The 25,133-nt window shown below is 68.4% G+C and carries 21 protein-coding genes; 12 read left to right on the top strand and 9 right to left on the bottom strand.

Going from position 1 to position 25,133, the window contains the following annotated elements:
• Positions 1–20: 20 nt before the first annotated feature.
• From ABD285_RS12995 to ABD285_RS12980, 4 genes are read left to right on the top strand one after another with little or no spacing between them, the layout of a single operon-like run.
• Positions 21–365, top strand: coding sequence for a hypothetical protein (locus ABD285_RS12995; protein WP_344202916.1), 345 nt, complete (start codon positions 21–23; stop codon positions 363–365).
• Between the two features lie 52 nt (positions 366–417).
• Complete coding sequence (locus ABD285_RS12990) at positions 418–1,365, top strand: J domain-containing protein (protein ID WP_284255743.1); 948 nt, start codon at positions 418–420, stop codon at positions 1,363–1,365.
• Positions 1,366–1,401: 36 nt separating this feature from the next.
• Positions 1,402–2,538, top strand: a complete 1,137-nt coding sequence (locus ABD285_RS12985; RefSeq protein ID WP_344202913.1) for a glycoside hydrolase family 3 N-terminal domain-containing protein — start codon at positions 1,402–1,404, stop codon at positions 2,536–2,538.
• A gap of 14 nt (positions 2,539–2,552) precedes the next feature.
• On the top strand, positions 2,553–2,951 hold the full coding sequence (locus tag ABD285_RS12980) for a PPOX class F420-dependent oxidoreductase (protein WP_284255167.1): 399 nt from the start codon (positions 2,553–2,555) through the stop codon (positions 2,949–2,951).
• Here the strand turns inward: ABD285_RS12980 and ABD285_RS12975 are convergent.
• Positions 2,917–3,579, bottom strand: a complete 663-nt coding sequence (locus ABD285_RS12975; protein WP_284255168.1) for a hypothetical protein — start codon at positions 3,577–3,579, stop codon at positions 2,917–2,919. The genes ABD285_RS12980 and ABD285_RS12975 overlap by 35 nt on opposite strands.
• A gap of 69 nt (positions 3,580–3,648) precedes the next feature.
• On the opposite strand from ABD285_RS12975, the gene ABD285_RS12970 reads away from it, so the two are divergent.
• Positions 3,649–4,002 carry a hypothetical protein gene (locus ABD285_RS12970; protein WP_284255169.1) on the top strand — a complete coding sequence of 118 codons (354 nt, stop codon included), beginning with the start codon at positions 3,649–3,651 and terminating at the stop codon, positions 4,000–4,002.
• 23 nt (positions 4,003–4,025) lie between these two features.
• Here ABD285_RS12970 and ABD285_RS12965 read toward each other — a convergent pair whose 3' ends face one another.
• The gene (locus tag ABD285_RS12965) at positions 4,026–4,991 is read right to left on the bottom strand and encodes a nuclease-related domain-containing protein (protein ID WP_344202910.1); all 966 of its coding nucleotides are present in this window, start codon (positions 4,989–4,991) and stop codon (positions 4,026–4,028) included.
• 117 nt (positions 4,992–5,108) lie between these two features.
• On the opposite strand from ABD285_RS12965, the gene ABD285_RS12960 reads away from it, so the two are divergent.
• From ABD285_RS12960 to ABD285_RS12950, 3 genes are read left to right on the top strand one after another with little or no spacing between them, the layout of a single operon-like run.
• Complete coding sequence (locus ABD285_RS12960; RefSeq protein WP_284255171.1) at positions 5,109–6,431, top strand: GNAT family N-acetyltransferase; 1,323 nt, start codon at positions 5,109–5,111, stop codon at positions 6,429–6,431.
• Between the two features lie 32 nt (positions 6,432–6,463).
• On the top strand, positions 6,464–6,751 hold the full coding sequence (locus ABD285_RS12955; RefSeq protein WP_284255172.1) for a type II toxin-antitoxin system Phd/YefM family antitoxin: 288 nt from the start codon (positions 6,464–6,466) through the stop codon (positions 6,749–6,751).
• Positions 6,748–7,140, top strand: coding sequence for a type II toxin-antitoxin system VapC family toxin (locus tag ABD285_RS12950; RefSeq protein WP_344202907.1), 393 nt, complete (start codon positions 6,748–6,750; stop codon positions 7,138–7,140). The genes ABD285_RS12955 and ABD285_RS12950 overlap by 4 nt, the downstream gene beginning before the upstream one ends.
• A 25-nt stretch (positions 7,141–7,165) precedes the next feature.
• Here ABD285_RS12950 and ABD285_RS12945 read toward each other — a convergent pair whose 3' ends face one another.
• A complete protein-coding gene (locus ABD285_RS12945; RefSeq protein ID WP_284255173.1) occupies positions 7,166–7,594 on the bottom strand; it encodes a MarR family winged helix-turn-helix transcriptional regulator in 429 nt (142 codons plus the stop codon).
• Positions 7,595–7,676: 82 nt separating this feature from the next.
• Here ABD285_RS12945 and ABD285_RS12940 point away from each other — a divergent pair, with 82 nt between their 5' ends.
• Positions 7,677–8,585 carry an alpha/beta hydrolase gene (locus tag ABD285_RS12940; protein WP_284255174.1) on the top strand — a complete coding sequence of 303 codons (909 nt, stop codon included), beginning with the start codon at positions 7,677–7,679 and terminating at the stop codon, positions 8,583–8,585.
• On the opposite strand, the gene ABD285_RS12935 is transcribed toward ABD285_RS12940, so the two are convergent.
• From ABD285_RS12935 to ABD285_RS12925, 3 genes are all read right to left on the bottom strand, one after another.
• Complete coding sequence (locus ABD285_RS12935; protein ID WP_344202905.1) at positions 8,563–12,093, bottom strand: TM0106 family RecB-like putative nuclease; 3,531 nt, start codon at positions 12,091–12,093, stop codon at positions 8,563–8,565. The genes ABD285_RS12940 and ABD285_RS12935 overlap by 23 nt on opposite strands.
• A gap of 86 nt (positions 12,094–12,179) precedes the next feature.
• Complete coding sequence (locus ABD285_RS12930) at positions 12,180–12,455, bottom strand: HigA family addiction module antitoxin (RefSeq protein WP_284255176.1); 276 nt, start codon at positions 12,453–12,455, stop codon at positions 12,180–12,182.
• A gap of 9 nt (positions 12,456–12,464) precedes the next feature.
• Positions 12,465–12,743, bottom strand: a complete 279-nt coding sequence (locus ABD285_RS12925) for a type II toxin-antitoxin system RelE/ParE family toxin (RefSeq protein ID WP_344202903.1) — start codon at positions 12,741–12,743, stop codon at positions 12,465–12,467.
• A gap of 136 nt (positions 12,744–12,879) precedes the next feature.
• On the opposite strand from ABD285_RS12925, the gene ABD285_RS12920 reads away from it, so the two are divergent.
• The 3 genes from ABD285_RS12920 to ABD285_RS12910 all read left to right on the top strand — a co-directional run bounded on the left by ABD285_RS12920 (position 12,880) and on the right by ABD285_RS12910 (position 19,118).
• Positions 12,880–14,805, top strand: a complete 1,926-nt coding sequence (locus tag ABD285_RS12920) for a type I restriction-modification system subunit M (RefSeq protein ID WP_344202901.1) — start codon at positions 12,880–12,882, stop codon at positions 14,803–14,805.
• Positions 14,806–14,912: 107 nt separating this feature from the next.
• Complete coding sequence (locus ABD285_RS12915) at positions 14,913–16,049, top strand: restriction endonuclease subunit S domain-containing protein (protein WP_284255180.1); 1,137 nt, start codon at positions 14,913–14,915, stop codon at positions 16,047–16,049.
• A complete protein-coding gene (locus tag ABD285_RS12910) occupies positions 16,050–19,118 on the top strand; it encodes a type I restriction endonuclease subunit R (RefSeq protein WP_284255181.1) in 3,069 nt (1,022 codons plus the stop codon).
• Here the strand turns inward: ABD285_RS12910 and ABD285_RS12905 are convergent.
• The 3 genes from ABD285_RS12905 to ABD285_RS12895 are packed head-to-tail and all read right to left on the bottom strand — an operon-like array spanning position 19,115 to position 25,110.
• A complete protein-coding gene (locus tag ABD285_RS12905) occupies positions 19,115–22,198 on the bottom strand; it encodes a helicase-related protein (RefSeq protein WP_344202898.1) in 3,084 nt (1,027 codons plus the stop codon). The genes ABD285_RS12910 and ABD285_RS12905 overlap by 4 nt on opposite strands.
• Entirely contained in the window at positions 22,191–23,924 is a 1,734-nt protein-coding gene (locus ABD285_RS12900; protein WP_344202896.1) for a phospholipase D family protein, read from the bottom strand. The genes ABD285_RS12905 and ABD285_RS12900 overlap by 8 nt, the downstream gene beginning before the upstream one ends.
• Entirely contained in the window at positions 23,917–25,110 is a 1,194-nt protein-coding gene (locus ABD285_RS12895; protein WP_284255187.1) for a DUF6361 family protein, read from the bottom strand. The genes ABD285_RS12900 and ABD285_RS12895 overlap by 8 nt, the downstream gene beginning before the upstream one ends.
• Positions 25,111–25,133: the final 23 nt, after the last annotated feature.

The raw sequence follows: 25,133 nt of genomic DNA, 5'->3' as shown, positions 1-25,133 counted from the left end.
GCCGTGTCTACCGTCGGGCCATGGCGATCACGTTGAACAAGGACGCTCTGCAACACGCCCGCGACCTCATCGCGAAGGGCCGCACGGTCAAGGACGAGCGCGACGACTGGAGCGAGCACTCCCCGTCGACCGACGACGAGAACGCGTGGCTCGAGAAGCACGGATGGGACGAGTTCGCCCTCTGGCACCTCGGCATCGACCGCTCGGAGCCGGAGGAGACGAAGAAGCGCTACAGCTTCCCGTACGGCGACTACTCGCGGTTGCACCGCTGCGCCGTGATCTCGCTCGAGAGCCGCGCCGGCCAGTACGGCCACGACGACATCGAGGACGCCACGAAGAAGCTGCTGAGGGAGCTCGACTCGTAGCCCCGCGGCCGTCCTCGACGCGCTCTCACCTTGTTCCCGGCAGAATGATCGGGTGCCCGACAGCCCGCTCGCCGCGAGCCCGTACGAGGTGCTCGGCGTCGCGGCGACCGCGACCGACGACGAGCTGCGCCGGGCGTACCGCCGTCGTCTGCGGCAGACGCATCCGGACACCGGGGGAGCGGCCCTCGAGTTCGACCGCGTGCAGCGCGCGTGGGAGCTGATCGGCACCGCCGACGCGCGAGCCGCCTACGACCGCGGCGCGCGGCCTGCGAGCACCGAGGACCGCACCTGGGCGCCGGCCGCACCGCGCCGGGAGGGCACCCGTCCGGCGGCGCGCAGCCACGGGCACCCCGGCGGCTGGTATCGCGAGCAGTTCCTGGTGCTGCTGCACGAATGGGTGGGGCGCGGGGTCGAGGTGCCCGACCCGTACGACCCGCGGCTGCTGGCCCGGGCGCCGCGCGAGCTGCGGCATCTGCTGGCCCAGGCGGTGGCCGAGGAGGACACGGCGCGCGCGCTCGCGACGCTCGGCATCGGCTTCACGGTGTGGCACGACGTGCGCACCGACGGGGATGCCGCGGGCGCCCTCCGCGCCTCGCCGCAGGGGGCGGGCGGCAAGATCGATCACGTCGTGCTCGGGCCGACCGGGCTGTGGGCGATGCTGAGCGAGGACTGGGGCGAGCCGGTCTCGGTGCGTCGCGGCGAGCTCGTCGGGCCGGCGCTCGCGCGGGACGAGCGTCCCGTGCACGAGCTCGCGCAGCGCGCGCGGCACTTCGCCCGGGCGGCGCGGGTGCGCTTCACCTCGCTCGTGATCGTCGTGCCCGACGGCGGCACCGGCGAGGGCGTCACGTCGCTCGGCTCGGTCAAGGGGATGCCGGCCCTGGTCGTCGAGCGGCCGCGGCTCGCCGACCTCGTGCGGCGCGGCATCCCGGGCGTCGGCATCGGCGGCACCGACCTGTTCGAGGTGCGCACGCGCGTGCAGGCGGCGGCGCGCTTCGTCTGACGGCGCGTCGGCCGGCTTTTTACGCCACCATGGACCATGCGCCGGCGCATGGTCGTGATCCTCGTGATCGCGGTCGTCGCGCTCGCCGGGTGCGCCGCCGGGCACCCCGCGCCGAGCCATCGCACGCCGACCCCCACGGCCACCCCGACGCCGCCGCCCGACCCGCTCGCCGGGCTCACGCTGCAGCAGGAGGTCGGCCAGCTGTTCGTGGTCGGCACCCCGACGACCGGGCTCGGCCCGGACGCCCTCTCGGCGATCCGGGACAGCCACGTCGGCGGCGTCTTCCTCGGTGGCCGTTCCCTCGCGGGAGTGCAGGCCAACTCCGCCGTCGGCCGGGCGGCGCAGGCGGCGAGCGGGGACGGCATCCCGCTCATCGTCTCCACCGACCAGGAGGGCGGGGAGGTCCAGGTGCTGCAGGGCCCCGGATTCGACCGGATGCCGACCGCCGTCGACCAGGGCGCCATGAGTCCGCAGCAGCTGCTGGTCGCGGCGGAGCGGTGGGGTGCGCAGCTGCACGCGGCGGGCGTGAACCTCGACCTCGCCCCGGTCTCCGACATCGTGCCGCCGGGGTTCGCTTCGCAGAACCCGCCGATCGGCGTGTTCCAGCGGGAGTACGGGTCGGACGCGGCTGCGGTGGAGACCCACGCGGCGGCGTTCGCGGCGGGTCTGCGCGACGCGGGCGTGCTCGCGGCGGCGAAGCACTTCCCGGGTCTCGGGCACGTGACCGCCAACACCGACACGCACAGCGGCGTCACCGACACGACGATCGACGCGAGTTCGCCCGACGTGCGGCTGTATGGGCGGCTCGCGCACAGCGGTGTCGACGTCGTGATGGTCTCCAGCGCGATCTACGCGAAGATCGACCCCTCGCAGCCGGCCGCGTTCTCGCCGGCTGTGGTCGGCATCCTGCGCGACACCCTCGATTTCACGGGCATCACGATCACCGACGACCTGTCGGGTGCGGTGCAGGTCGCGTCGGTGGCGCCGGGCGACCGGGCGATCCGGACGATCACCGCCGGGGTTGACCTCGTGCTCGTGTCGCACCCCACGGGGGTGTGGGCGCAGATGGTGGATGCCGTGCTCGCCCGCGCCGGGACGGACCCGGCGTTCCGCGCGAAGGTCGACGACGCCGCGCGGCGGGTGCTGCGGTGGAAGCAGGCTCACCTGGGGTGAGCGAGGATGGCGGAATGAGCATCGATGTCGTCCCGGAAGACCTGCGTCCCCTCCTCCACCTGCCGTTGTTCGTGCACCTCGCGACGGTGCGCCCCGACAACACGGCGCAGGTGAACCCGATGTGGTTCAAGTTCGACGGCGAGCACCTGAAGTTCACGCACACGACCAAGCGCGGCAAGTACCGCAACCTGCAGGCCAACCCGTCGATGGCGATCTCGGTGCTCGACCCGGAGAACCCGGAGCGCTACCTCGAGGTGCGCGGGCGCCTCGTCAAGGCCGAGCCCGACCCGACCGGCGCGTTCTACGTCGAACTCGGCCAGTGGTACGGCAACCCCGACGAGCAGCCGCCGGCGAACAAGGCCGACCGCGTGGTGTTGTTCATGAGTCTCGAGAAGGCGACGCGGCAGGGCTGACCGGCTTGCGGGCCTGCTGACGCGCGACGTGCAGGCCGGAGTGCCGCTCGGCGACGGTGGCCCAGGTGATCGGAACGCTCTCGAGCACGACGCCGACGACGAGCAGCCAGATCCCGACCCACGACGAGGCGATGATCGCGCCCGCGCCCAGGATGCCGACCACGATGTAGACGAGGTCGCGCGGCCGCTGCGGATGCACGTGCACCCCGCCGATCGACATCGGCACGCGCCGGCTGAATCCCATGACGAAGAAGCCGGCCGTCGCGAGCAGCACGAGCGCGAGGCCGAGCCAGGCGATCCACGAGCCGATGACCGAGCCGGTGGCGCCCACGATCATGCCGGCGACGAGCACGAGGCCGACGAGCCCGCCGAACCGGGCCAGCGACTCGCCGCCCAGGTAAGCGCCGAGCAGGAGCGGCAGCAGGATCGCCGCACCGAGGGTGCTCATTCCCGCGATGGCCAGGACCTCGGAGTCGACGGCAGCGGCCACGATCAGCCCCGCGCCCCCGACGACGACACCGATCACGATGACCAGCACGAGCACGCGGGTCCAGATCCGGATCGCGCGCCCGCTCAGGCGGTAGGTGCCGTCGGGCTGGTCTTCGGGGTGCACGACACGCAGCGACATCGCGCTCCACCCTAGGGCGGTGCGGTGCGAAGGGTTGCACGCGACGCCGCTCCTGACAGGCTGGGACCCATGGACGCCGACCGACCCGAGCCGCACGACGAGACCCGGATGACCGAGCAGCCGGCCCTGACCTTCTCGACCGGCCTGATCTGGCTCATCGTGGGCGGTCTCCTGACCGCGATCGCGGTCGGCGTGCTGATCCCGGAGGCCGTCACCGGCCTGCCGCCGCGCTGGCTGCCGTGGGCGGCGGCGATCGCCGACGTGGTGATCTACGCCCTCATGTTCGTGGCGCGCTTCACGGTGCCGGTCACGCACCTGCGCCGCCGCCTCGGCCTGCTGGCGATCGGGATGCTCGCGATCGCCGCGATCTCGCTTGCGAGCGTCCTCATCGTGGCCTTCGCCGCCGTCACCCCCGTGAAGTAGCGGGGATTCGACCGGCAGACCCGTCAGGGAGCGGGACCCGGCGTTCCCGTCGCGGTCGGGGTGGTCGTCGGGACCATCGTCGGCACCTGAGTGGCCGCGACGAGCGCGTGCGCCATCATCTCGAGGGCGATGATCCCGACGATGATGGTCACCAACGCGGTCACGAGGCCGACGATCGCCCTCCGCATGAGATCGCTCCCACGTCGTGAGGGGGCCGTCGTCGTGCGCGGGCCGCGCCGGGGTCGGGTCGCCCGCGCCGGTTGCCGCGGAAGGCGGGGTTGAGAGGACACGAGCGCGTCCGCCCCCCGAGACTCCAGGTACGGGTCCACCTCCTGCTCCAGCGCGGCGAACTCCTGGATCAGGTGCGCGCCCGGCCGCGAGGACACCGTCGACTTCGACCAGGTGCCCGGTAGCGATGCGACGCTCACCAGGCGCGCCAGCTGCTCGTCACTCATCACGCGGGGGCCGTGCAGAGTCGTCGACAGTTGGCTGTCGTGTACCGCCCAGATTCTCGTCCCGTTCTCGCCGAGCGGCGCTTTGATCACGATGCGGCGTACGTCGACGAACGACAGGATGCCCTCGACCGGCACCGCGAACCCGCACCGCGAACTGAGACGACCCTCCACTTGGGCGGTCTGTCGAGCGATGGAGGACACGTGGCCCACCCCGATTCCGTCCAGCCGCATCCCGAGACCGCCGGCGGTCACGGTTTTGCCGGGGTGTCGCTTGGAGTTGATGACGAAGACGCCGCAGGGTCCGATCGCGAGGTGGTCGATGTCGGTGCCGCGCTCGCCGATGGGAATCGAGTGCAGGATGGTCCACTCCGGTCCGAGCAGGGAGAGCTCGAGCGCGGTCTGTCGCTCACCGAGGACGCCGTCGTACCAGCCGCGTGCCTCGTCATCGATGACGATCTGGCCCGAGGGCCCGGGATGGATGCGTCCGGCGTCCCACTCGCTCAGCAACTTCTCGATCAGAGACTGCGCGGGCACGCGTTGACGGAGATCCCCCACCTCACGAGGATCCCTCGTGTGCGACGCCGTTCCCCCCCGAGTCCGGGTGCCCCGCTTTCGGGTGACGCCGTCGGACGCTCCCCGTAGCCTGACCGGATGACGCAGGATTTCCGCACCGCGCCGATCGACGAGCAGGCCCGGGCGATCCTGGCCGAGCGGGGCTACGAGTTCCGGGTCGTCGATCCGGATGACCGTGACGCCATGGAGCGCTACGTGCTGGCCGAGGCGCGCGGCTTCCTCGGCGGCACGATGCAGCAGCCCGCTCTCGACGCCCACATCGCGGAGTTCGCGCAGAACCGCCGCAACAGCGCCGTCTACGATCCCTCCGGCGCCGACCCTCTGACGCCGATCGCGACGACCAACTCGTGGATCGGACCGCTCACCCTGCCGGGGCAGCGCGACATCGACGCCTGGGCGATCAGCGGTGTGACGGTCGCGCAGACCCACCGCCGGCGCGGCATCCAGCGCCAGATGATGGAGGCCGAGTTGCGCACCGCGCGCGGCCTCGATGTGCCGGTCGCCATGCTCACGGTCACGGAGTCGTCGATCTACGCGCGTTACGGCTTCGGCGTCGCCGCGCTCGCCGCCGAGTACCGGATCAGCACGCGCGGCCTCACCTGGACCGGCCGCGAGCCCGAGGGCCGGCTCGACTTCATTCCGGTGCGTCAGTGGCGGGATGCCGCTCCCGCACTCTTCGAGCGCACCCGGCTGCGCGATCCGGGTCAGGTGCGCCCGTTCGCGATGCGCTGGGACCAGGCCGCCGGCTACATCACCTACGAGGGCGACAAGTCGGCCGGGCGGCAGGCGGTGCAGTACCGCGACGCGTCGGGCGGGGTGCGCGGCATGGCGCTCTACACGATCAACGAGGGCACCAGCGAGCAGGACTTCACGACCCACGAGGCGCAGATCGTCAACCTGATCGCGGAGACCGATGACGCCTACGCGGCGCTGTGGCGCTTCTTCGTCGAGATGGACCTCGTGTCGACGACCCGCTACGACCTCGGCTCGGCCGACGAGCCGGTGCGGTGGATGGTGTCGAACTTCCGCGCCGTCGAGGTGCGGCCGTTCGACATGCAGTACCTGCGGGTGCTCGATGTGAAGCGCGTGCTCGAGGCGCGCGCGTACGAGGTGCCAGGGGAGGTTTCGTTCGAAGTGACGGACGACCTGGGGTTCGCGAGCGGCACCTGGACGGCACGTGCATCCACCGCCGGCACGGTGATCGCGGCGGCTGGGGAGGTCGCCGACAGTGGGGACCTCGAACTCGGCGTCGTCGAACTCGGTGCGATGCTCTGCGGCGGGACGAGCGCTCGGACGCTCGCTGCAGCGGGCCGCGTCGTCGAGCGCGGGCCGGGTGCCCTGGACCGCGCGACGGCGATGCTGGCGTCGACGCGGCCGCCGCGGATCGACTCCTGGTACTGACGTATGTCTGACATCGGTAGTACATTGCTCGCATGCGATCGGTCAGCAAGCGTGAACTGAACCAGCAGACCGCGCACGTGCTTGCCGCAGTCGATGCGGGTGAGACCGTGGTGGTGACGGAGCGCGGCGTCCCGCGCTGGCGCATCGAGGCGATCGGTGCGCTCGTCGATCCGGTCGAGCAACTGCGCCTCGCCGGGCGGATCGCGGAGCCGAAGAAGGAGCCCGCGCCCTGGATCACCGCTGCTGACGACTCTGCCGGCCGCGAGTACTCGCCGGCAGAGATCGATGCGCTCTTTGCCGAGTCGAGGGGCGACCATTGACGCGCTACTACCTCGACTCATCCGTTGCGCTCCATGCCATGCTGCCCGGCGGCTCCGCTCGGGCCGCGGAATGGCTTGACGTCGGGGGGCAGGCGATCTACTCCTCGACCCTGCTTCAGCTGGAGCTCTCTCGCGTGCTCCGCCGGGAAGGGTTGCCGACCTCGCGCGCTCGTCCCGTGATCGACCGGATCGCGCTGATCAGCATCGACGACGGCGTTCTCAACGCCGCTGCGGCAATCGAGCCGCACGTGAAGTCCCTCGACGCGATCCATCTGGCGACGTGCGCCCTCCTGGGGCCGGAGGCGTGCCTCGTCACGCACGACCTCGCCATGGCGCAGGCCGCCTCTGCTCTGGGCGTGTCGGCGGTGGATCCGCTCGAGCCGAGGTAGGCGGGCAGGATGTCGCGCCGGCGTCTCAGCGGGCGATGACGCCTCTGAGCTTCTCGAGCGCGCCCGCGAGGTGGGTGAGCTCCGTCGCGGACAGCGGCTCCCCGATGAGACGGGCGAGCGCGCGATCGAAGACGGGCTCGGCCTTGCGGAACGCGGCCACGCCATCCGGGGTCAGCTCGACGATGGACGAGCGCCGGTCGTCGGGGTGAGGCCGCCGGATGCTGTACCCGGCCTTCTCGAGCCGGTCGACCGCCTGGCTCGTGCCGCCGACGGTGATCGCGAGCGCCTCCGCGATGTCGTACACCCGACACTGCGGGGTCGAGTCGATGATCCACATGAGGTTGAAGGTCGACAGCGTCAGTCCGCTCTCCGTCTCGAGAGCCGTGTCGATCGCGCCCCACAGCATCGTCTCGAACCGGATCAGGTCGTCGAACACCTTGCGCAGGCCCTCCATCGGCGCCCTCCCTCTCTCACGCCCCAAACTACCTCAGGAGCAACTAAGTCATCGCTAACTAAATTAGTGCTAATGTATCGCCATGACATCCGATCAGCGTGACCTCGTCCACCGCATCCTCCGCGACGCCCCCTTCGACCTCGGGGGTGACGTCACGGTCCAGCGACCGCTCCTCGAGCAGATGCTCACCGCGCAGCCGCTTCCGGATGACGTACGCATGACCCCGGGCGAGCTCGGTGGTGTGCCGGTCACCTTCATCGACCTCGACGGCGTCACCCCGCGCGGCACGATCTTCCACATCCACGGCGGCGGCTTCGCCGTCGGGTCCGCGCGGGGCTCGGTCGGGCTCGCCTCCAGCCTGGCGAGAAGGACCGGCATGCGCGCCGTCTCGGTCGACTACCGTCTGGCGCCGGAGCACCCGTACCCCGCGGCGCTGAACGACGTGACCGCCGCGTACCGGGCACTGCTCGACGAGGCCGACCCGGCCGAGGTGATCGTGTCGGGCGAGTCCGCCGGCGGCAACCTCGCGGTCGAACTGCTGGTGGCCGGCAAGGCGTCCGCGCTCCGGATGCCTGCCGCCGCGGTGGTGTTCTCGCCGATGACCGACCTCACGGCCTCCGGTGACAGCTTCACGACGAAGGCGGACGCCGACCCGAACATCACGCTCGACGCCATCCGCACCCGTGCGGGCGACTACCTCTCGGGGTCGGGCACGTCGGCCGCCGACCCGCTGGTGAGCCCGATCTTCGCGGACCTCACCGGCCTTCCGCCGCTGCTGATCCAGGTGGGCTCCCACGAAGTGCTTCTGGCCGACGCCACCCGCCTGGCCGCGAAGGCGGCCGACGACGACGTGCCGGTGATCCTCGACGTGACCCCCGGCGTTCCGCACGTGTTCCAGGCGTTCGCGGCGATCCTCGACGAGGGCGACGCAGCGCTGGACCGCGCGGCAGGGTTCGTCGACGCGCACCTCAGGGTCGGGGCAGCGGTCTGACGGCGGAGTCCCTCGGCGACGCATCAGCGAGCCGGATGAAACCGCTGAGCGCCGCGAGCCCCTCCGGCCGGTGGGGCAGGTAATCGCGCAGCGCGGGGGAGTGCACGAGGTAGGCGGCCCACTTCGCGCGTGAGATCGCGACGTTGAGGCGGTTGCGCAGCAGCAGGAAGTCGATGCCGCGCGGCACGTCGAGTGCCGACGACGCGGTCATCGACACGATGGCGACCGGCGCCTCCTGGCCCTGGAATTTGTCGACCGTGCCGACGCGGGTCGCCGTGAAGCCGGCGGCGTCGAGGGCGCCGCGCAGCAGCGCCACCTGCGCGTTGTAGGGGGCGACCACGATGACGTCGTCGGCGTCGAGCTGCGTGTCGCTCCGGCCGGCGCCAGGGTCCGACCACCCTCGCCCGACCAGGGAGCGCAGCAGGTCGACGATCGCGGCGGCCTCCTCGGGTGACTCGACCGAGCGATCCGCGCTCGGCACGGCGACGGGATGCAGTCCGGGCTCCACGCCATCCAGCCGGCGCAGCGCGGTCGAGGGATGCGCACCGAGCCGGCCCTCGTACGACAGCGACGACACGGCCGCGCACAGCGCCGGATGCATGCGCCGCGACTCGGCGAGGAAGTAGCCGAGCTCGTCGGGCAGCACGTCGTGTCCGTCGGAGAGCCACCCGAGCGCGGACGTCTGGATCGGCTCCGGATGCACGCCCTGACTCACCTGCGGCAGCTGCTGCGGGTCGCCGAGCAGCAGCAGTCGCCGCGCGCCCATCGCCACCGCGATCGTGTTGGCGAGCGAGTACTGGCCGGCCTCGTCAATCACGAGCAGGTCGAGCGCGCCGCGGCCGACCTTGTTCGGGTTCGCGAAGTCCCACGCGGTGCCGCCGAGCACGACGCCTGTGGCGGCGAGGAATGGCGGGATGTCGTCGTTGCTCGCCAGCCGCGTCCACGGCACCGCGCGCTGCTCCTCGCCGCGACCCGGCTTCTTGCCGACGCGGCCTCGCGGCACGCCGTTCGCGAGAACCTGCCGCAGCAGATTCTCGACGACGGCGTGCGACTGCGCGGCCACCCCGATGCGCCAGCCGCGGCGCGCGAGCGCGGCGATGACGGCGGCGCCGACATAGGTCTTGCCCGACCCGGGCGGCCCCTGCACCGCGAGGTAGGAGTCCGACATCGCGATCAGCGACGCGACGATGTCGGCGACCGCGTCGCCGGTGCGCGCGAGACCGCCGTCGATGCGCGGCGGACGGCGGCGCAGGATGTCGAGCGCGGCCCCGTCGGGCGGGCCCGGCAGCGCCGCCGCGAGGGCCTCGCCCCACTCGAGGATCGCCTCGCGCTGCGCGGCTGTGCGGATCGGCGGCTTCGGCGTGAGCGCCATCGGCAGTTGGGGCCACGGCGCCGGACCGCGTTCCTCGAGGGTCACCACGGTGTCCGCCTCGGCCCGCGCGCTGACGCCGATCGACAGCACCCTCGTGCGGGAGTGCTCGCCGCGCTGGCCGGGCAGCGTCATCCCGCACCCCTCGGGTGCCGGGTCGGTGTACATGACGAACGGGTCGTCGCTCTCGCCGAGCCCGCTGCCCGGCGTCAGGCGCCCCGCCAGGGTGACGGTGCGTCGCCAGAGCGACTGGCGCCCGGCGGGCGGCTCCCAGTCGGTGGCGACGCGCGCGTCGTGCACCACGAGCACGTCGCGCTGATCCTCCCAGGTCTCGACCGGCGCGATCTCGCGGTTGAAGTGCTCCCACCAGTACGACTTGTCCTCGCGGCGGTGGTACTCGATCGCGGCGGCCGCGAGGGCGAGCGCGGTCTGGTCGGCGTCGCGATCGGGGGCCGCGACGCCGTCGAGCGGCGCGAGCAGCGCCGCGGTCGCGGCGTCCTCGCGGCGGGCGAGTTCGGCATCCCGTCGGCTCTCGGCCGGATCGATCGCGGGACGCCGCGACACCCCGTGCGCGTCGGCCAGTCCCAGCAGCCAGTCGCGCAGTCGCAGGGTCGAGACGCAGTCGTAGCGGTTGTAGTCGGCGATCTCGGCGAGCAGGCGCTGCGCCTCCTCGGTGCGGCCGGCATCCCGGGCCTGGCAGTAGTCGACGTACTGCTGCACCGAGTCGGCGGCGTTGGTCACGTCGCCGGTGCGCAGCTCGTCGCCCATGTAGAGCTGTTCGACCTTCTTGAGGCTGTACGAGTTCGCGGAGATCCGGATGCTGCGCTTGACGATCGGGTACAGGTCGACGAACACGCCCGCCTCGAGCAGTTCGTCGAGGATCTGCTCGCCGACGCCGTGCCGGGCGCACAGCTGCTGCAGGTGGCTGCGCTCGTAGTCGGCGTAGTGGTAGATGTGCATGCCCGGATGTCGGCGGCGCCGGTCGCGCACGTATGTCAGGAAGTCGATGGTGGCGCGCTTCTCCTCCGCGCGGTCGTGCGCCCAGAACGGCCGGAAGTGCTCGCGCTCGCCGCCCTCGTGCTCGATGACGCCGAACAGGTACTCCAGGTTCCAGCTGGTCGGCCCGCCGCCGCCGTCGGTCCAGAGCGGGTCGCCCTCGAAGTCGAAGAAGATGTCGCCCGTGTGGGGTTCGGGCAGGGCGGCGAGGCCGGTGGCGTCGTGCACGCGCGAGGTGATCGCGCTCCCTTCGCCGGCGACCTGCATCCGGGCCTGATCGCGCAGTGCCGCGAGCGCTCCCGCGCCGATGCCCGCGACCGGCTCGTCGGTGGCGGCGAGCTGGTCGATGGTCCGGATGCCGGCCTCCGCGAGCCGGATCCGCTGCGTCGACCGCATCCCCGCCACGAGCAGCACGTCGCGGGTCGCCTCGACCTGCGCGGCGCACTCCGCGCAGCGCCCGCACACCGCGTAGCCGGGCTCCTCCCACGCGATGGCCTCGGCTGCGGCGACCCGCTCGGCGATCATCCAGCGCAGCCGCGCCCAGCGGTCCGCGAACACCGGCGCGATGTCGGTGAGCCGGTGCGTCGAGGTGCTGCCGTCCCCGAGCAGCAGGTGCACGCGCGGTCCGGTCGGGATGCCGAGCCGCTCCAGCTGGTCGGCGTACGCCGCGAGCTGCAGCAGCGCGGTGATCTTCGCCCGCCGGGCGAGCTTGGTGTCGTAGACCTCGTAGGCACCGTCGTCGGTGCGGACGAGGAAGTCGGCGAACCCGACGAACTCGTCGGTCGCGAAGGCGGCCTGGTAGACGACCCCGGCCCCGTCGCGCAGGGCGGCGAGGGTCTGCGTGTGTGCACCGGCCAGTGCGTCGTCGTCGCGCGCCGAGACCGACTCCAGCACGGCGACGCCGCCGGGCGTGCCGGGGGAGTGCTCACCGAGCTCGTCGAGGTAGCGCTGCAGCACCCGCAGCTCGTGCTCGCCACCGAGCAGACCCGCGCGCACGCGCATCGGGTCATCCGGATCCTCGACGGCGATGATGCGCCCGAGCTTCGCGTCGAGCCGCCGCATGAGCGCCCACTCGCACTCCGCGGCGGCGCTCATGTCGCTGGCGCTGCTGATCACGACGCGGTCGCGCTCGCGGATGAACATGGGACTCGGCTCCTTCGGCGCCTCCGGGTGGAGAGCGTGTCAGTCTCCCACCGGCCACCGACACGAGAAGGCCCGCCTCCTCCCGGTTACGCAGCGACCAGCCGCGTCACCTTTCGCGGACGCCGAGTGTGCGCGAGGTCGTAGTTCGTCTGGGCGTCCAGCCAGAACCGTGCCGTCGAGATCCCGGCAGCTTCGAGCCGCATCGCCAGATTCGCGCTCACGCTCGCCCGCCCGTTCAGCACCCGCGACAGCGTCACCCGAGACACTCCGAGGGCCTCGGCGGCCTCGGTCACGGTGACGCCGAGATCGGGCAGCACGTCCTCTCGGAGGATCACTCCGGGATGGCTCGGATTGTGCATCATCGTTTCCTCCTAGTGATAGTCGAGGTAGTCGACGAGGATCACGTCGGTTCCGTCGAACCGAAACGTGACTCTCCAGTTTCCATTGACCCTGATCGACCAGGTCCCGGCTTCGCGGCCTTTCAGCTCGTGGAGCCGGTAAGCGGGGAGGTCAAGATCTTCCGGGGCGTGCGCCGCGTCGAGCGCGGTGAGGATTCGAGTCAGCTTCGCGACGTGGTCGGCCTGGACGCCTCGCTTGCTTCCCGTGGTGTAGAGGGCTTCCAGTCCCTTGTGGTGGAAGCTCTTGATCATGCTCCAGCGTATCGCGTAACGCTACACGATACAATCTGTTCCGCGTTCTTCGGGTGGCTGACCCCGCCTGAACCGCCCGGATGAATAGGCTCTGAACGAGCGCCACAACGGGTGGCGCGTCGTGGGGATGTACTGCATGTCGCAACAGAACAACGCCGCTTTCGTCTGGTCGATCGCCGACCTGCTGCGCGGGCCGTACAAGCCGCACCAGTACGGCAGCGTCATCTTGCCGTTCACGATTCTGCGGCGCCTCGACTGCGTGCTCGAGCCGAGCAAGCAGGCGGTGCTCGACGAGGCGGGCAAGCGCGGCGACGGGCCCGGGGCATCCGTGTTCCTGACGAAAGCGGCAGGCCAGAACTTCTACAACACCAGCAAGTTCACGCTGAAGAGCCTGCTGGGCGACGCGGCCGGCATCCGGGCGAACCTGCTCGACTACGTGCACGGTTTCAGCGAGAACGTGCGCGACATCTTCGACAAGTTCGAGTTCGAGAAGCAATTGCAGAAGCTGGATGGCGAGAACCTGCTCTACCTGCTCACCCAGCGTTTCGCCGCGGTCGACTTGCACCCGAGTGCGATCTCGAACATCGAGATGGGCCTGATGTTCGAAGAGCTGATCCGCAAGTTCGCCGAGAGTTCGAACGAGACGGCGGGCGAGCATTTCACGCCGCGCGAGGTGATCCGTCTGATGGTGAGCGTTCTGCTCGAGCCCGACACAGAGGCGCTCAACGAGCCGGGCGTCGTGCGATCCATCTACGACCCCACGGCGGGCACGGGCGGCATGCTCTCGACCGCCGACGAATACCTGCACGGCCAGAACCCCCAAGCCCGACTCGTGATGTTCGGGCAAGAGATCAACGGCGAGTCGTACGCCATCTGCAAGGCCGATCTGGTGATCAAGGGTCAGGACATCAACAACATCGTGCTCGGCGACACCCTCACCGACGATGGTTTCAGCGGCCAGACCTTCGACTACTGCCTCTCGAACCCACCCTTCGGCGTCGACTGGAACAAGCAGAAGCCGGCCGTGCTGAAAGAGCACGACGAGCAGGGTTTCAACGGTCGTTTCGGCCCCGGCCTGCCGAGGGTCTCTGACGGCTCGCTGCTGTTTCTGCTGCACCTAGTGAAGAAGCTGCGTCCGAAGGCAAAGGGCGGCGGCCGAGCGGGCATCGTGCTCAACGGCTCCCCCCTGTTCACCGGAGCTGCCGGGTCGGGTGAGTCAGAGATCCGCCGTTACCTGCTTGAGAACGACCTGCTCGAGGCGATCATCGCCCTGCCTACCGACATGTTCTACAACACCGGCATCGCCACCTACGTCTGGATCATCGACAACGACAAGCGCCCAGAACGTCGCGGCGTGGTGCAGCTGATCGACGGCACGGGCTTCTCGCACAAGATGCGCAAGTCCCTGGGCTCGAAGCGCAAAGAGCTCGGCACCGACGACATCGAGACCATCGTGGAGCTCTACGGCAGCCTCAACCAGTCCGACGTCTCGAAGACGTTCAAGAACGACGATTTCGGCTACCGCACCATCACCGTCGAGCGCCCGCTGCGCCTGAACTGGGCGCTCACCCCCGAGCGCTGGGCGACCGCTCTGACCGCGAAGCCCCTCTCGTCCCTAGCTGGTCGAGTAGCGCCACGGGCGCGTATCGAGACCACCACAGATCTCGGGGCTTTCACCAAGCAACTGAAACAGGCCCTAATGGATGCCGACCTCACCCTGACCGCCGCCCAACTGAAATCCCTGCTGTCGGCCCTCTCAGAACGCGACGACACCGCGCCCGTCATCACCAATGCCAAGGGCGCCCCCGAGCCGGACCCCGAACTCCGCGACACCGAGAACGTGCCCCTCGGCGAGGGCATCCACGACTACTTCGCCCGCGAGGTGCTCCCGCACGCCCCGGACGCCTGGATCGACGAGTCGAAAACCAGGATCGGCTACGAGATCCCCTTCACCCGACACTTCTACAAGTACGTGCCCCCGCGCCCCCTCGAAGAGATCGATGCCGACCTGGAGCGCCTCGTGCGCGAGATCAGCGAACTGCTGCGAGAGGTGGAGGCGTGAGAGCGAAATACGTCGCACCCATCTCCCGTGACACGGTTGACCCCACCTCCATAAGCGGAGAAGTAATCCACTATTCTATCCCAGCGCTCGAAGCGACCGGGAGTCCGGTGCGCGAGCTGGCATCTGAGATCGAGAGCGGCAAACTCGTGGTGCGCGCAGGCGACATTTTGGTGTCCAAGCTGAATCCGCGAAAGTCCCGCGTCCATATAGTTCCGTCGGATGGCGACGTGCCGACGATTTCGTCCAGCGAGTTTGTAGTATTCCGCCCCCGATTGGTTCATGGGCCCTACCTGGCGTACGCGATGTCGTCGGCGCAGTCGACCCAGTGGTTTTCAGCGAACACTAGATCGGTCACCAGAAGCCATCAGCGCGTGGAGCCTTCCGTCGTCGGGGACCTTGAGGTCCCCGACCTAACTCTCGATGTTCAGCGCCAGATAGCCGACTACCTGGACGCGCAGACGGCGAAGATCGACGCGCTGATCGGCAAGCAGGAGCAACTCATCCAAACGCTTGCGGAGCGTCGCCAAGCCGTCATCTCCCACGCCGTCACGAAGGGCCTCGACCCGAACGCCCCGATGAAGGATTCGGGCGTCGTGTGGCTCGGCGCAGTGCCTAGGTCCTGGAGGTTGAGTTCGCTAAAGCGACTCATTCGATCTCAAGCATCCGGCACGAGCGTAAATGCGATGGACGTGCCTGCAGAAGGTGACGAGGTCGGAGTGCTCAAGACCAGTAGCGTCTCAACCGGGGTCTTTGTCCCTAGTGAGAACAAGACAGTGATCGAAGCTGACATATCCAGAGTCACCACTCCGGTCGAGAGCGGCTCAATATTAGTGAACCGTGCCAACTCCCCGGAGCGTGTCGGTGCTGCAGCGCTGGTACGGGAATCCGCCCCCAACCTCTACCTCTCCGACAAGATCTGGCAACTCAGTTTCGAGCGTGCGGATGCGGGTTGGCTTTATTGGTGGCTCCAGACTGCGACGTACCGGGATCAGGTTTCTTCGCTGCGAGTAGGCACCAGTTCCAGCATGCAGAACTTGTCTTATGAGGACTTTCGTGAGATCAGAATCGCAGTGGCGCCTCAAGCTGAGCAGAGGCGCATTGCTTACTATCTCGACCACGAAACATCCAAAATCGACGCGCTCTCGGCGAAGGCGCGCGAGATGATCGACGTGCTCAAGGAGCGGCGGCAGGCGCTGATCAGCGCGGCGGTGACCGGAAAGATCGACGTGAGAGGGCTCGCGTAGATGGGCAAGCAGCACGAGTTCTGGTTCGAGGACGAGCTCTGCGAATACCTCGAGCAGCATGGCTGGCTCTACTCCCACGACGACACTGGTTACGACAAGCAGCGGGCGCTGTATCCGGATGACGTGTTCGCCTGGTTGGACGAAACCCAACCGGAGGCGCTCACCGAGCGGCTGCCGGCATCCGGTGATCAAAAGCAGGCGCAGGCGCAACTGCTCGGCCGGTTGGTGCAGGCACTCGACAAGCCGTTCGCTCAGGGCGGCGGAACGCTCAACGTGCTGCGGCGCGGGTTCACCGATGTCTCCACCCATTTCGACATGTGCCAGTTCAAGCCGGCGCAGCAGCTGAACCCGGCGAGCCTGGAACGCTACGCGAAGGTGCGGCTGCGGGTGATGCGGCAGGTGTTCTACTCCGCCTCGAACCAGAAGAGTCTCGACCTGGTGTTCTTCGTCAACGGGCTGCCGGTGGCGACGATGGAGGTCAAGACCGACTTCACGCAATCCGTGCAGGATGCGGTCATCCAGTACCGCAAAGATCGCACGCCGCGCGACCCGGTCACCAAGAAAACCGAGCCGTTGCTCGCGTTCGGCAAGCGGGCGCTGGTGCACTTTGCGGCATCCAACTCGGAAGTGTGGATGACGACCCGCCTCGCCGGCGCCGAAACCGTCTTTCTGCCGTTCAACATGGGCAACGACGGCGGCAAAGGCAACCCGCCCAACCCGAACGGATCGCCGACCTCGTACCTGTGGGAGCGGGTGCTGCAGCGGGATGCCTGGCTCGGCATCATCGGCAGCTTTCTGCACGCGTCGTCGCGCAAAGAGACCGACCCGGTCACGGGCGAAGTCACCGTGCAGGAGTCGCTGCTGTTCCCGCGCTTTCACCAGTGGGAATCGGTCACCCAGCTCGTGGCGGCGGCCCGGGTCGAGGGGCCCGGGCACACCTACCTGATTCAGCACTCGGCCGGATCGGGCAAGACCAACTCGATCGCCTGGACCGCTCACCAGCTCAGCACGCTGCACGACGACACCGGCAAGAAGGTGTTCGACTCGGTGATCGTGGTCACCGACCGCACCGTGCTCGACGACCAGCTGCAGGATGCCATCTACCAGATCGACCACAAGTCCGGCGTGGTCGTGCCGATCACCCGCGGCACGGGCGACTCGAAATCTGCGCAGCTGAAGGCCGCGCTGGCCGAGGGTCGGCAGATCATCATCGTGACGATTCAGACCTTCCCGTTCGCGCTTAGCGAGATTCGGAAATCGGGCGCGCTGGTCGGACGCAGCTTCGCGATCATCGCGGATGAGGCGCACTCCTCGCAGACCGGCACCACCTCGGCGAAGCTCAAGCAGGTGCTGTCGCCCGACGAGCTGGCGTCGTTGGAAGATGGCGGCGAGATCGACATCGAGGCGATCCTCGCCGCCGAGATGGCAGAGAAGGCCGACGCAAAGAATGTCAGCTATTTCGCATACACCGCCACCCCGAAGGCGAAGACGCTCGAGCTGTTCGGGCGACCCGGGTCGGATGGGCTGCCGAAGCCGTTCCACCTCTACACGATGCAGCAGGCGATCGAAGAGCGGTTCATCCTCGATGTGCTGCAGAACTACACGCCATACAAGCTCGCGTTCAAGCTCAACACCGGGGTGGAGTACGACAGCGACGACCCGATCGTCAACCGGTCGGAGGCATCCAAAGCGCTGATGCGGTGGGTGCGGCTGCACGAATACAACATCGCGCAGAAGGTGGCGCTGATCGTCGAGCACTACCGCGACAACGTCGCCTGGCGGCTGAACGGGCAGGCAAAGGCGATGGTGGTCACGGCCAGCCGTGTCGAGGCGGTGCGGTACAAGCTCGCGTTCGACAAGTACATCGCGGCGAAGAAGTATGTGGGGCTGCATGCCCTGGTGGCGTTCTCGGGCGATGTGACCGACCCCCAGTCGGGGCCGGGCCCGTTCAACGAGACCTCGATGAACCCCGGGCTGCGCGGGCGTCGTCTGCCTGCGGCGTTCGCGTCTGACGACTACCAGGTGATGATCGTCGCCAACAAGTTCCAGACCGGATTCGACCAGCCGCTGCTCGTGGCGATGTACGTCGACAAGAAGCTCTCGGGCGTGACCACCGTGCAGACTCTGTCGCGCCTGAACCGGGTCGCGACCGGCAAGGATCAGACCTTCGTGCTCGACTTCGTCAACGATCCGGCGCTCATCCTTGCCGACTTCCAGCCCTACTACCGGGTCGCGACGCTGGCCGAGGTGTCGGACCCGAACGTGATCCACGACCTGCGCAACAAGCTCGACCAGGCGCTCATCTACGAAGAGTCGGAGGTGGAGGGCGCGGCCGCAGCGTTCGTGCGCGAAGAAGACAACAGCATCCTCACCAAATGGATGACGCCGGCCAAGCAGCGCTTCGCCGGCCAGTACACGGCGGCGGTCGAGGCGGGCGACGCTTCGCGCATCGAGCAACTGGACCTGTTTCGCCGCGACCTGAACAGCTACATCCGCGCATACGACTTTCTCGGGCAGCTGATCGACTACCACGACACAGGGCTGGAGAAGCGGTCGATCTTCTACCGGCTGCTGGCGCCGCTGATCAGTGACGGCATCGTGAACACCTCGATCGACCTCGACGGCGTGGCCCTGACGCACTACAACCTGCGGCCCGAGGAGGCAGAAGACCTGCAACTGTCGGGCGAGGGTGAGCCGCTGGCCGCCTTCACGGCGGCGGGTTCGGGATCGGCCCGTGACCCGGAGTTCGTGCGGCTGGGCGAACTCATCGACACGATGAACACGCTCTTCGAAGGTGACGGCCTGACCGACGCCGACATGGTCGGATTCTCGGGCTACCTGGGCGGCAAGTTCGACGAGAGCTCGACGCTGCGCGAGCAGGCACGGGTGAATACGTTCGAGCAGTTCATCGCGAGCCCCGACCTGTCGACGGCGTTCTTGGACGCCGTCATTGATTCGGACGCCAATTTCAGCAGCATGAGTGCTCAGGTGTTGGGCAGCGCGGCGGTCCAGAAAGGCATCCTCGCTCTGCTGGCGCGGGACTTTTACGAGCGGCACGGCCGAGGCTAGGTATCGCGAACAGGCGGGCGCAAGTCGATCGTAGGAGCGGACGCGCCATCCACTCCGCGCTGTTCGAGCAGGGCGATGAGATCCTCCTGCCGCGGCTGACCGAGGGTCAGTCGGTAGAGGGCAAGCGACTCGCGGAGGCGCTCCATGCGCGAGTACTCCCGGCTGAGCGGGTATTTCGCGATGATGCGTTCGATCGATGCGCCGCCCGGATAAACCCACCACGGCGCGAACTCGCCGTTTTCGCGTGCGGCCGGTGACCTGGTGGCGGCCGAGAACGCCGCGTTCCACGAATCGCGATGGTCTGAGGCGAGCACATCGGCCCAATGCGCTTTCGCGACGTTCTTACGGATCGCGTGACCGGCGAACCTGTTGACGCGGCCCTCGCGCTGCTCGAAGTCGACGGGGTTGGAGGGAAGGTTCCAGTGCAGCACCGCGTGGCTCCACCAGTGGAAGTCGATGCCCTCCTGGCCGACGCTCGTGGAGACCAGCACGAACGGCGCGAACGGGCTGTTGAACGCTGCTCGGACCTCTCCCTGCCGCACGCCCGACTTCTCGTCGGTCTCCGCGTTCCGTCCGCCATAACGCAGCGCGAATCGCGTCGTGAACCGGATGACCTGACGCTCCGATGTCGTGTCGTGGGCGTCGTAGTTCACGGTGCGGAGCCGTAACGCGCTCCCGCACCTCTCGGCAATGACCTGAAGTGACGCGTCCTCGACCTCGTCGCGACCCATCTCGCTCTTCAGCTGGAAGACGTACTCATCTAGCACCGCCTGCAGATTCCCGTCGGCGCAGTACTTCAGCACCGCGTCCCAATAGGGCTGGTCCTGTCCGTAGATGCCAACGAGGAGCGCAATCGACTCCGTTCGGTTGAACAGCCGGCGCAGCGAGTTGGCCATCGAGAATGCGGCGGCCCAGAGCGCTGTGGGGGAGACGTCGGTGCCGGCCACCCGCGCAAGAGCCCGGTAGGCGATCACACCGGGAGCGTGAGCGGCGAGCCGGGCGAGATCGGGGTGTGACCTCACCTGCGAGGCACCGGCCATCCGTTCGAGTGCGCTCTCGATGTGACGGATCAGGCCAACCTCAGCGTCGTCGCCGGCACCGATCGCATCGGCGACGAGAGCTCGAGGGTCTCCGCCGACTGGAAACGCGGCGGGGTGAGAGAAGAAGGCATCCCACGGTTGCGAAGCTTCGGCGCCCGCGAGAAGTGTCGCAGCACGGGTTTCCAGCTCAGATGCGCTCACGGTTCTTCCGGCGTCCCGTGCGGCGGCAAGAGGGTCGCCGATGGCTGCGAGACCCGGATGCGGCCAGAACAGCGACAGGGTCGAAAGGGCGCCGACCTCTCCCGCGGTGACGGGGTAGACGAGGCGTTCACTCACCGCCTGACGCGCGGCGGGTGTGTTCTCGCTGAAGAGGCCCGCCGACTCCCGGGCCACCTGGCTCTCAGCCCAGTACGACAGCAATGAGGCAACAGACGTCGGAACGCCCGACCAGGCCGAGAACACGACGCGCTTGGTCACATCACGAAGCGACTCGTAGATGGGACCGGGTTGGAGGTACGGCATGGACGGTGGCATCCAGAGCATTCGCCACCATCCGCGACCGACCGTCTCCTTGGCCAGCGCGCGCAGATAGCCGTTCCCCAAGTCCAACTCCCCGAAGCTCGCCACCGTGGTCTGGTCGAGGGAGCGAGCGCCGGCGAGCAGCTCCTCCGCTCGGATTCCCTCGGGCGTACCGAAGCGCTCACGCGTGCGTTCTCCCGGCTTGTACCCGTCCATGAAGTTCGCGAAGTACGGGATCGACTTCCAGTACTCGATGTCGATCGGCGCCTCGATCTCCGAGCCGAACGCCTGCAGGCGGGCGAATTCGATGAGATCTTCGACCGTCGGCGTCGAGACGTCCAAGTCACGTTCCCGAAACGAGTTCTGCACGAGGGGTCGCTCAGATCTGGACATCATCGGAAGCAGCGCACGCCGAGCCTCGCTGGCGGCGGCGTGAACATCACCGCCGGTCAGGAGCGCATTCCGGTACCCGTCGAGCGCCGAACGGACGTCGTCAACGGCCGACTCGTCGCGGCCGGCGAGGAATCGGATCGTCGCCAAGAAGTCGCGCCAGTGGTCGTCACCGCTCTCGTCGCCCCCGGTAAACGGCTTGTAAGGGGTGGCCGACAATAGCAGGACCCTCGCGTCCCGATGGTCGAAGAGCACTTGAGCAAGCTCCGCGGCCGGCCCGGTCTGCGGATCCAACAGATCGCGGAAGCGCTGGAACTCGTCGAGGATCACGAGGTCTGGCTCCAGCGTGTCCACGCTCGCCTGCGCCAGGGTTTGTCGCATGCTTGCGGTCAGGTCGAGCATCTGTTCGCGGATTTCGTCCGACACGCGACGTTTGCCGCGCATCCCGTCTCGAAGTTCCTGAAAGCGCGGGAGCAGATCGTCTCTCGCCAGCCTCTCGAAGCCGGCGAGGATCGCCTCGTCGATCTCGCCGCCGAGTTCTGCCTGGAGGCGTTCGACCGTCCAAACGAAGCTCTCCAGCGTGCGCACGGGTCGCTGCAACAGCATGCGTGTCGCGCGTGCCTCCGGCTTGCCTCCGGGGAGGAGCCGGTCGAGGATCAGTGCGATCAGGGCGCGCTCCTCGCGGTTGCCGGTGCGCCACCCTCCTCCAGTCTCAAACGACGTGGCGGGCGTGAACGACACGAGGTTGACCTTCTTGCCGGTGCCCGTGTGCGGTGCCCGGAGCCTCCGCGCGTCGCGCGCGAGCATGGTGAGACGAGTTGACGTGGGCAGGGTGGAGTCTTTGGTGACGTTCAGGCGCCGCAAGTTCTGCGACGCGAGGTCACTGTTCGAGCACACGTAGACGATGTCGATTCGGTCGATGTCGTCGACGGTCTCCAAGTGCTCGATCGCGCGAGCGATCACGCCCCGCGCGACGATGCTCTTGCCGAGTCCGGTCTCGTCGGCGATCAGATACCGGCGAGCGCCTTCACCGTCGGGCGCGCGGTAGAACCGGTCGATGACGTGCTCGACGGCGTCGCGCTGGAAGCCCTTCAGCCCCGACAGCACCTCCGCCACATCGACGTCAACCATTCGATACCCCGGCGCGTGCTTTGTACGCGGCCCAGACCACGCGCCACAGCTCGGCGAAGCCGTCGGGAAGCGCCTCCTGCTTGTGCTCGCTGACGTATCTCACGATGCGTTGGACATCCGGAAGCGCAGAGTGCTCAGAGGCGACGGCCCGTGTCAATGCCTCGAACAGGCCCGAGCCATCCGCGCCGGCACCCAGACGGCTCCAGCCGACGCCGCCCCCCGGGGCGTCGATCGAGACGCCCGCGAGCTCGAGCATCAGCATGAGGAGGCGGAGGAGCGCGCCGGGGGTGCTGAGGTGTCGGGCAAGCACGGCTTCGCGACGATCGTCGGGGTCGCCCTCGAGAGAGGCGAGCACCACGGTCGTCCGGCGGACGTCGCCCTGGCGCGCCGTGACGATGACGTACGGCGTCACGTCGGCGAGTTCCAGCCTCGTTACGACGCTCGGCTGTTCCGGGCTACCGGGGAGACCCGGAATGACGGTGGCCGGCCTCGTCAAGAGGTGCCACGACACGTCGATCTCGTCGGGCATCTTGGGCGGTGCCTCGGTCCAGACTTCGACGGAGTACGCATCGCCGGCGCGCACTCGAGCGTGGAACGGGATCGTGGCGACTCGTCGCAGTGCGCCCTCGAGTCGGAGGGCGACCTGGTCATCGGCGGTGTCGTCGGGGGCGGTTCGGATGTGAGGCGTGATGAGCGAACCCAGGGCTGTCCGCGTCGCTTCGACACCGAGCCTGTTGAGGTTGCCGGTCAATTCGACGAGCACCTCGACGTTCTGACGCAGGGCAGCGTCGGTCGCGTTGAGCGAACCCATGAACACGTGGGCGCCATCCCAGCGATCGAAGACGAACACCTTCGCGTGCAACCCGTGCAGCGCCTCTGCCTGGGCGGGCTGGTCGTCGAGCGGATCCGCCGCCTCGTCGAGCACCCAGGTCTCGAGCTTCGGCTGTTCGGTCAGCACGTTCAGTGTTTCGGCGCGTGAGACCAGATGGGAGTCGGTACGAGTACCGCGGCGAAGCTCGGCGAGGCCCGCGTCGGACACAAAGGGGGAGATCAACAGCGCACGCTTGCCGCTCACGTCGAGCTCGGGTCGCCGGCCGTTGCCCCAGACGTGGAAGGCGACATCTTTGACATCATCGGGCATCTCCCACTCGATGGTTTCCCATTGAGTGGCGAGCGCTTCGATGCGGGCGAGCCGCGTCGAGGTGAGTGGGATCACCGCAAGGTCGGGCATGGCACGGAGCAAGCGGGACAGCGGCAGATTTCGCGTACGCGCCTCCCCGCCGCCTCCGGCAACCCCGTCGAGTGTGACGACCGTGTCCCAGCTGCGATCGGCGGTGAGGTTGCGGCTCGAGCACACGAATCGGTACGCGCGCTCCTCCCCGCGTGAGTACTCCAGGAACCAGATCTTGGGATGGAAGATCCCCGTTCGCACTCCGACCGGATGCACCATCGGTTCGAGGAACGCCACGAGGTCGGTCGCCGGTGTGGCGATCGACACCTGCCCTGCTTGGGCGAAGATGTCGATCCTGGATGCCGCGCGGCGGACCGCGTCGAGAACCCCGATCGGATCGTCGACGGCGAGTCGTTGTGCGGCGAATGCCAACGGGATGGCGAGTGCAGAGTCGAGGCTCAGCGTGAAGGTCGTGCCGACGGCGTGCTCAAGGGCGAAGCCGGCAGGAGGTCGCAGCTGGTCGGTAAGCGTCGCGCGGGACTGCGGCTCAAGCATCCGACTCGAGCCCATCGTGGATGTCGATCAGGATGCGTCGCACCTGCGGCCACCGGAACACGAGCGCTCCGGCACCGGAGCTGCCCTGCCACAGCGCGAGGCGCTCGCGGTTGCCGAGACGCGCCTGCCCCGAGCCCTTGTGCGCACGCTCGCGCTCGCGGATGAACGTGCGAGCATCGGCGTCGTCCGCGGTTCCGCGCAAACCTTGACTGCGTACGAGCTGCGCCCATTCGTCGACGAATCGCCGGGTGCGTGGCACGACGTGCACGTGGGCGGCTCCCGCCATCCAGTTCCACAGCTCGTCGACGCGCCAGTCGGCGATGCGCGCCGCCGCGGCTTGCTCTTCCCAACTGAGCAAAGCGGCGCGGTAGTCGTCAACCGCGCCAGTCACCGACGTGAATCCGGCCGCCTCATACTCTTCGGCGAGCAGCAGGTTGTAGAGGAGCGCGGCGCCGTGCATCGTGGTCGAAAACGCGCGCGCCTGGTGGAGCAGCGCAGTGGGTTCACCCGTGACGCGGAGAGCGGCCTCGTCGAACCACGGGGCTGAGCTCGCGGAGTCCGGACGCTGTTCGGCGAGGTGGGACATCAAGGTTCCGGGCGCTCGTTCGAGGATGCGGTCCCGCAGCCAGCCTGCTTCGTCGCGGGTGAGCCGAAATCCACGGGTCAGGTTGGTCGGGAAGCCTTCCGGCATGGCAGGAAGGGTGCTCGACCAAGGCGAGGTGGTCGTCGCGGTGTCGTCGTCGCCGACCGCCTGATCCGAGCGCCACTCGAGAGCTTCATCGCGGCTGGCCACTCCATCTCGGGTGACCCCGTAGGCGCGGATAGTTGTCCAGTAGACGACCGACGGTAGCGTCTTGAGCGCCGTTCCACGCTGGAGTCCGAGCAGGCCGGCGAAGTCATCCGAGTCGCGCAGCTCATCGATGAGGCGCCGCTCGAACTTGTCCGCAGCCGTCGCGGGATCAACCTTGCCGGCGGCGAGCTGAAAGCACCAGGGGACGAAGAGCAGATAGCGCGCGCGGGTCAGCAGCGTCGACGTGCCGGGGAACAGCCCATCCGAGATGGCATCGCGGATCTGGCCGAGCCCGAGTTCATCCCTGCTCTCGCGGTCCGTGAAGAAGTGCACGATCTCGCGCATTCGCCGCTGCTCCTCCGACGAAGCGTCCAGCCACGCGATGAGCGACGACACCCGACGAATGCTATCGGCGCGTC

The sequence above is a fragment of the Pseudolysinimonas kribbensis genome (genome assembly GCF_039531715.1).
Classification (GTDB): Bacteria; Actinomycetota; Actinomycetes; order Actinomycetales; family Microbacteriaceae; genus Pseudolysinimonas; species Pseudolysinimonas kribbensis.
The sequence above is the reverse complement of the archived record's forward strand: the minus strand, read 5'-3'. Positions and strand labels throughout refer to the sequence as shown.

What these genes read in the sequence shown, in the direction of transcription:
- ABD285_RS12995 (WP_344202916.1), top strand. Translation starts at nt 21, where the DNA reads ATGGCGATCACGTTGAACAAGGACGCTCTGCAACACGCCCGCGACCTC.
- ABD285_RS12985 (WP_344202913.1), top strand. Translation starts at nt 1,402, where the DNA reads ATGCGCCGGCGCATGGTCGTGATCCTCGTGATCGCGGTCGTCGCGCTC.
- ABD285_RS12980 (WP_284255167.1), top strand. Translation starts at nt 2,553, where the DNA reads ATGAGCATCGATGTCGTCCCGGAAGACCTGCGTCCCCTCCTCCACCTG.
- ABD285_RS12975 (WP_284255168.1), bottom strand. Translation starts at nt 3,579, where the DNA reads ATGTCGCTGCGTGTCGTGCACCCCGAAGACCAGCCCGACGGCACCTAC.
- ABD285_RS12970 (WP_284255169.1), top strand. Translation starts at nt 3,649, where the DNA reads ATGGACGCCGACCGACCCGAGCCGCACGACGAGACCCGGATGACCGAG.
- ABD285_RS12960 (WP_284255171.1), top strand. Translation starts at nt 5,109, where the DNA reads ATGACGCAGGATTTCCGCACCGCGCCGATCGACGAGCAGGCCCGGGCG.
- ABD285_RS12955 (WP_284255172.1), top strand. Translation starts at nt 6,464, where the DNA reads ATGCGATCGGTCAGCAAGCGTGAACTGAACCAGCAGACCGCGCACGTG.
- ABD285_RS12945 (WP_284255173.1), bottom strand. Translation starts at nt 7,594, where the DNA reads ATGGAGGGCCTGCGCAAGGTGTTCGACGACCTGATCCGGTTCGAGACG.
- ABD285_RS12940 (WP_284255174.1), top strand. Translation starts at nt 7,677, where the DNA reads ATGACATCCGATCAGCGTGACCTCGTCCACCGCATCCTCCGCGACGCC.
- ABD285_RS12935 (WP_344202905.1), bottom strand. Translation starts at nt 12,093, where the DNA reads ATGTTCATCCGCGAGCGCGACCGCGTCGTGATCAGCAGCGCCAGCGAC.
- ABD285_RS12930 (WP_284255176.1), bottom strand. Translation starts at nt 12,455, where the DNA reads ATGATGCACAATCCGAGCCATCCCGGAGTGATCCTCCGAGAGGACGTG.
- ABD285_RS12925 (WP_344202903.1), bottom strand. Translation starts at nt 12,743, where the DNA reads ATGATCAAGAGCTTCCACCACAAGGGACTGGAAGCCCTCTACACCACG.
- ABD285_RS12920 (WP_344202901.1), top strand. Translation starts at nt 12,880, where the DNA reads ATGTCGCAACAGAACAACGCCGCTTTCGTCTGGTCGATCGCCGACCTG.
- ABD285_RS12910 (WP_284255181.1), top strand. Translation starts at nt 16,050, where the DNA reads ATGGGCAAGCAGCACGAGTTCTGGTTCGAGGACGAGCTCTGCGAATAC.
- ABD285_RS12905 (WP_344202898.1), bottom strand. Translation starts at nt 22,198, where the DNA reads ATGGTTGACGTCGATGTGGCGGAGGTGCTGTCGGGGCTGAAGGGCTTC.
- ABD285_RS12900 (WP_344202896.1), bottom strand. Translation starts at nt 23,924, where the DNA reads ATGCTTGAGCCGCAGTCCCGCGCGACGCTTACCGACCAGCTGCGACCT.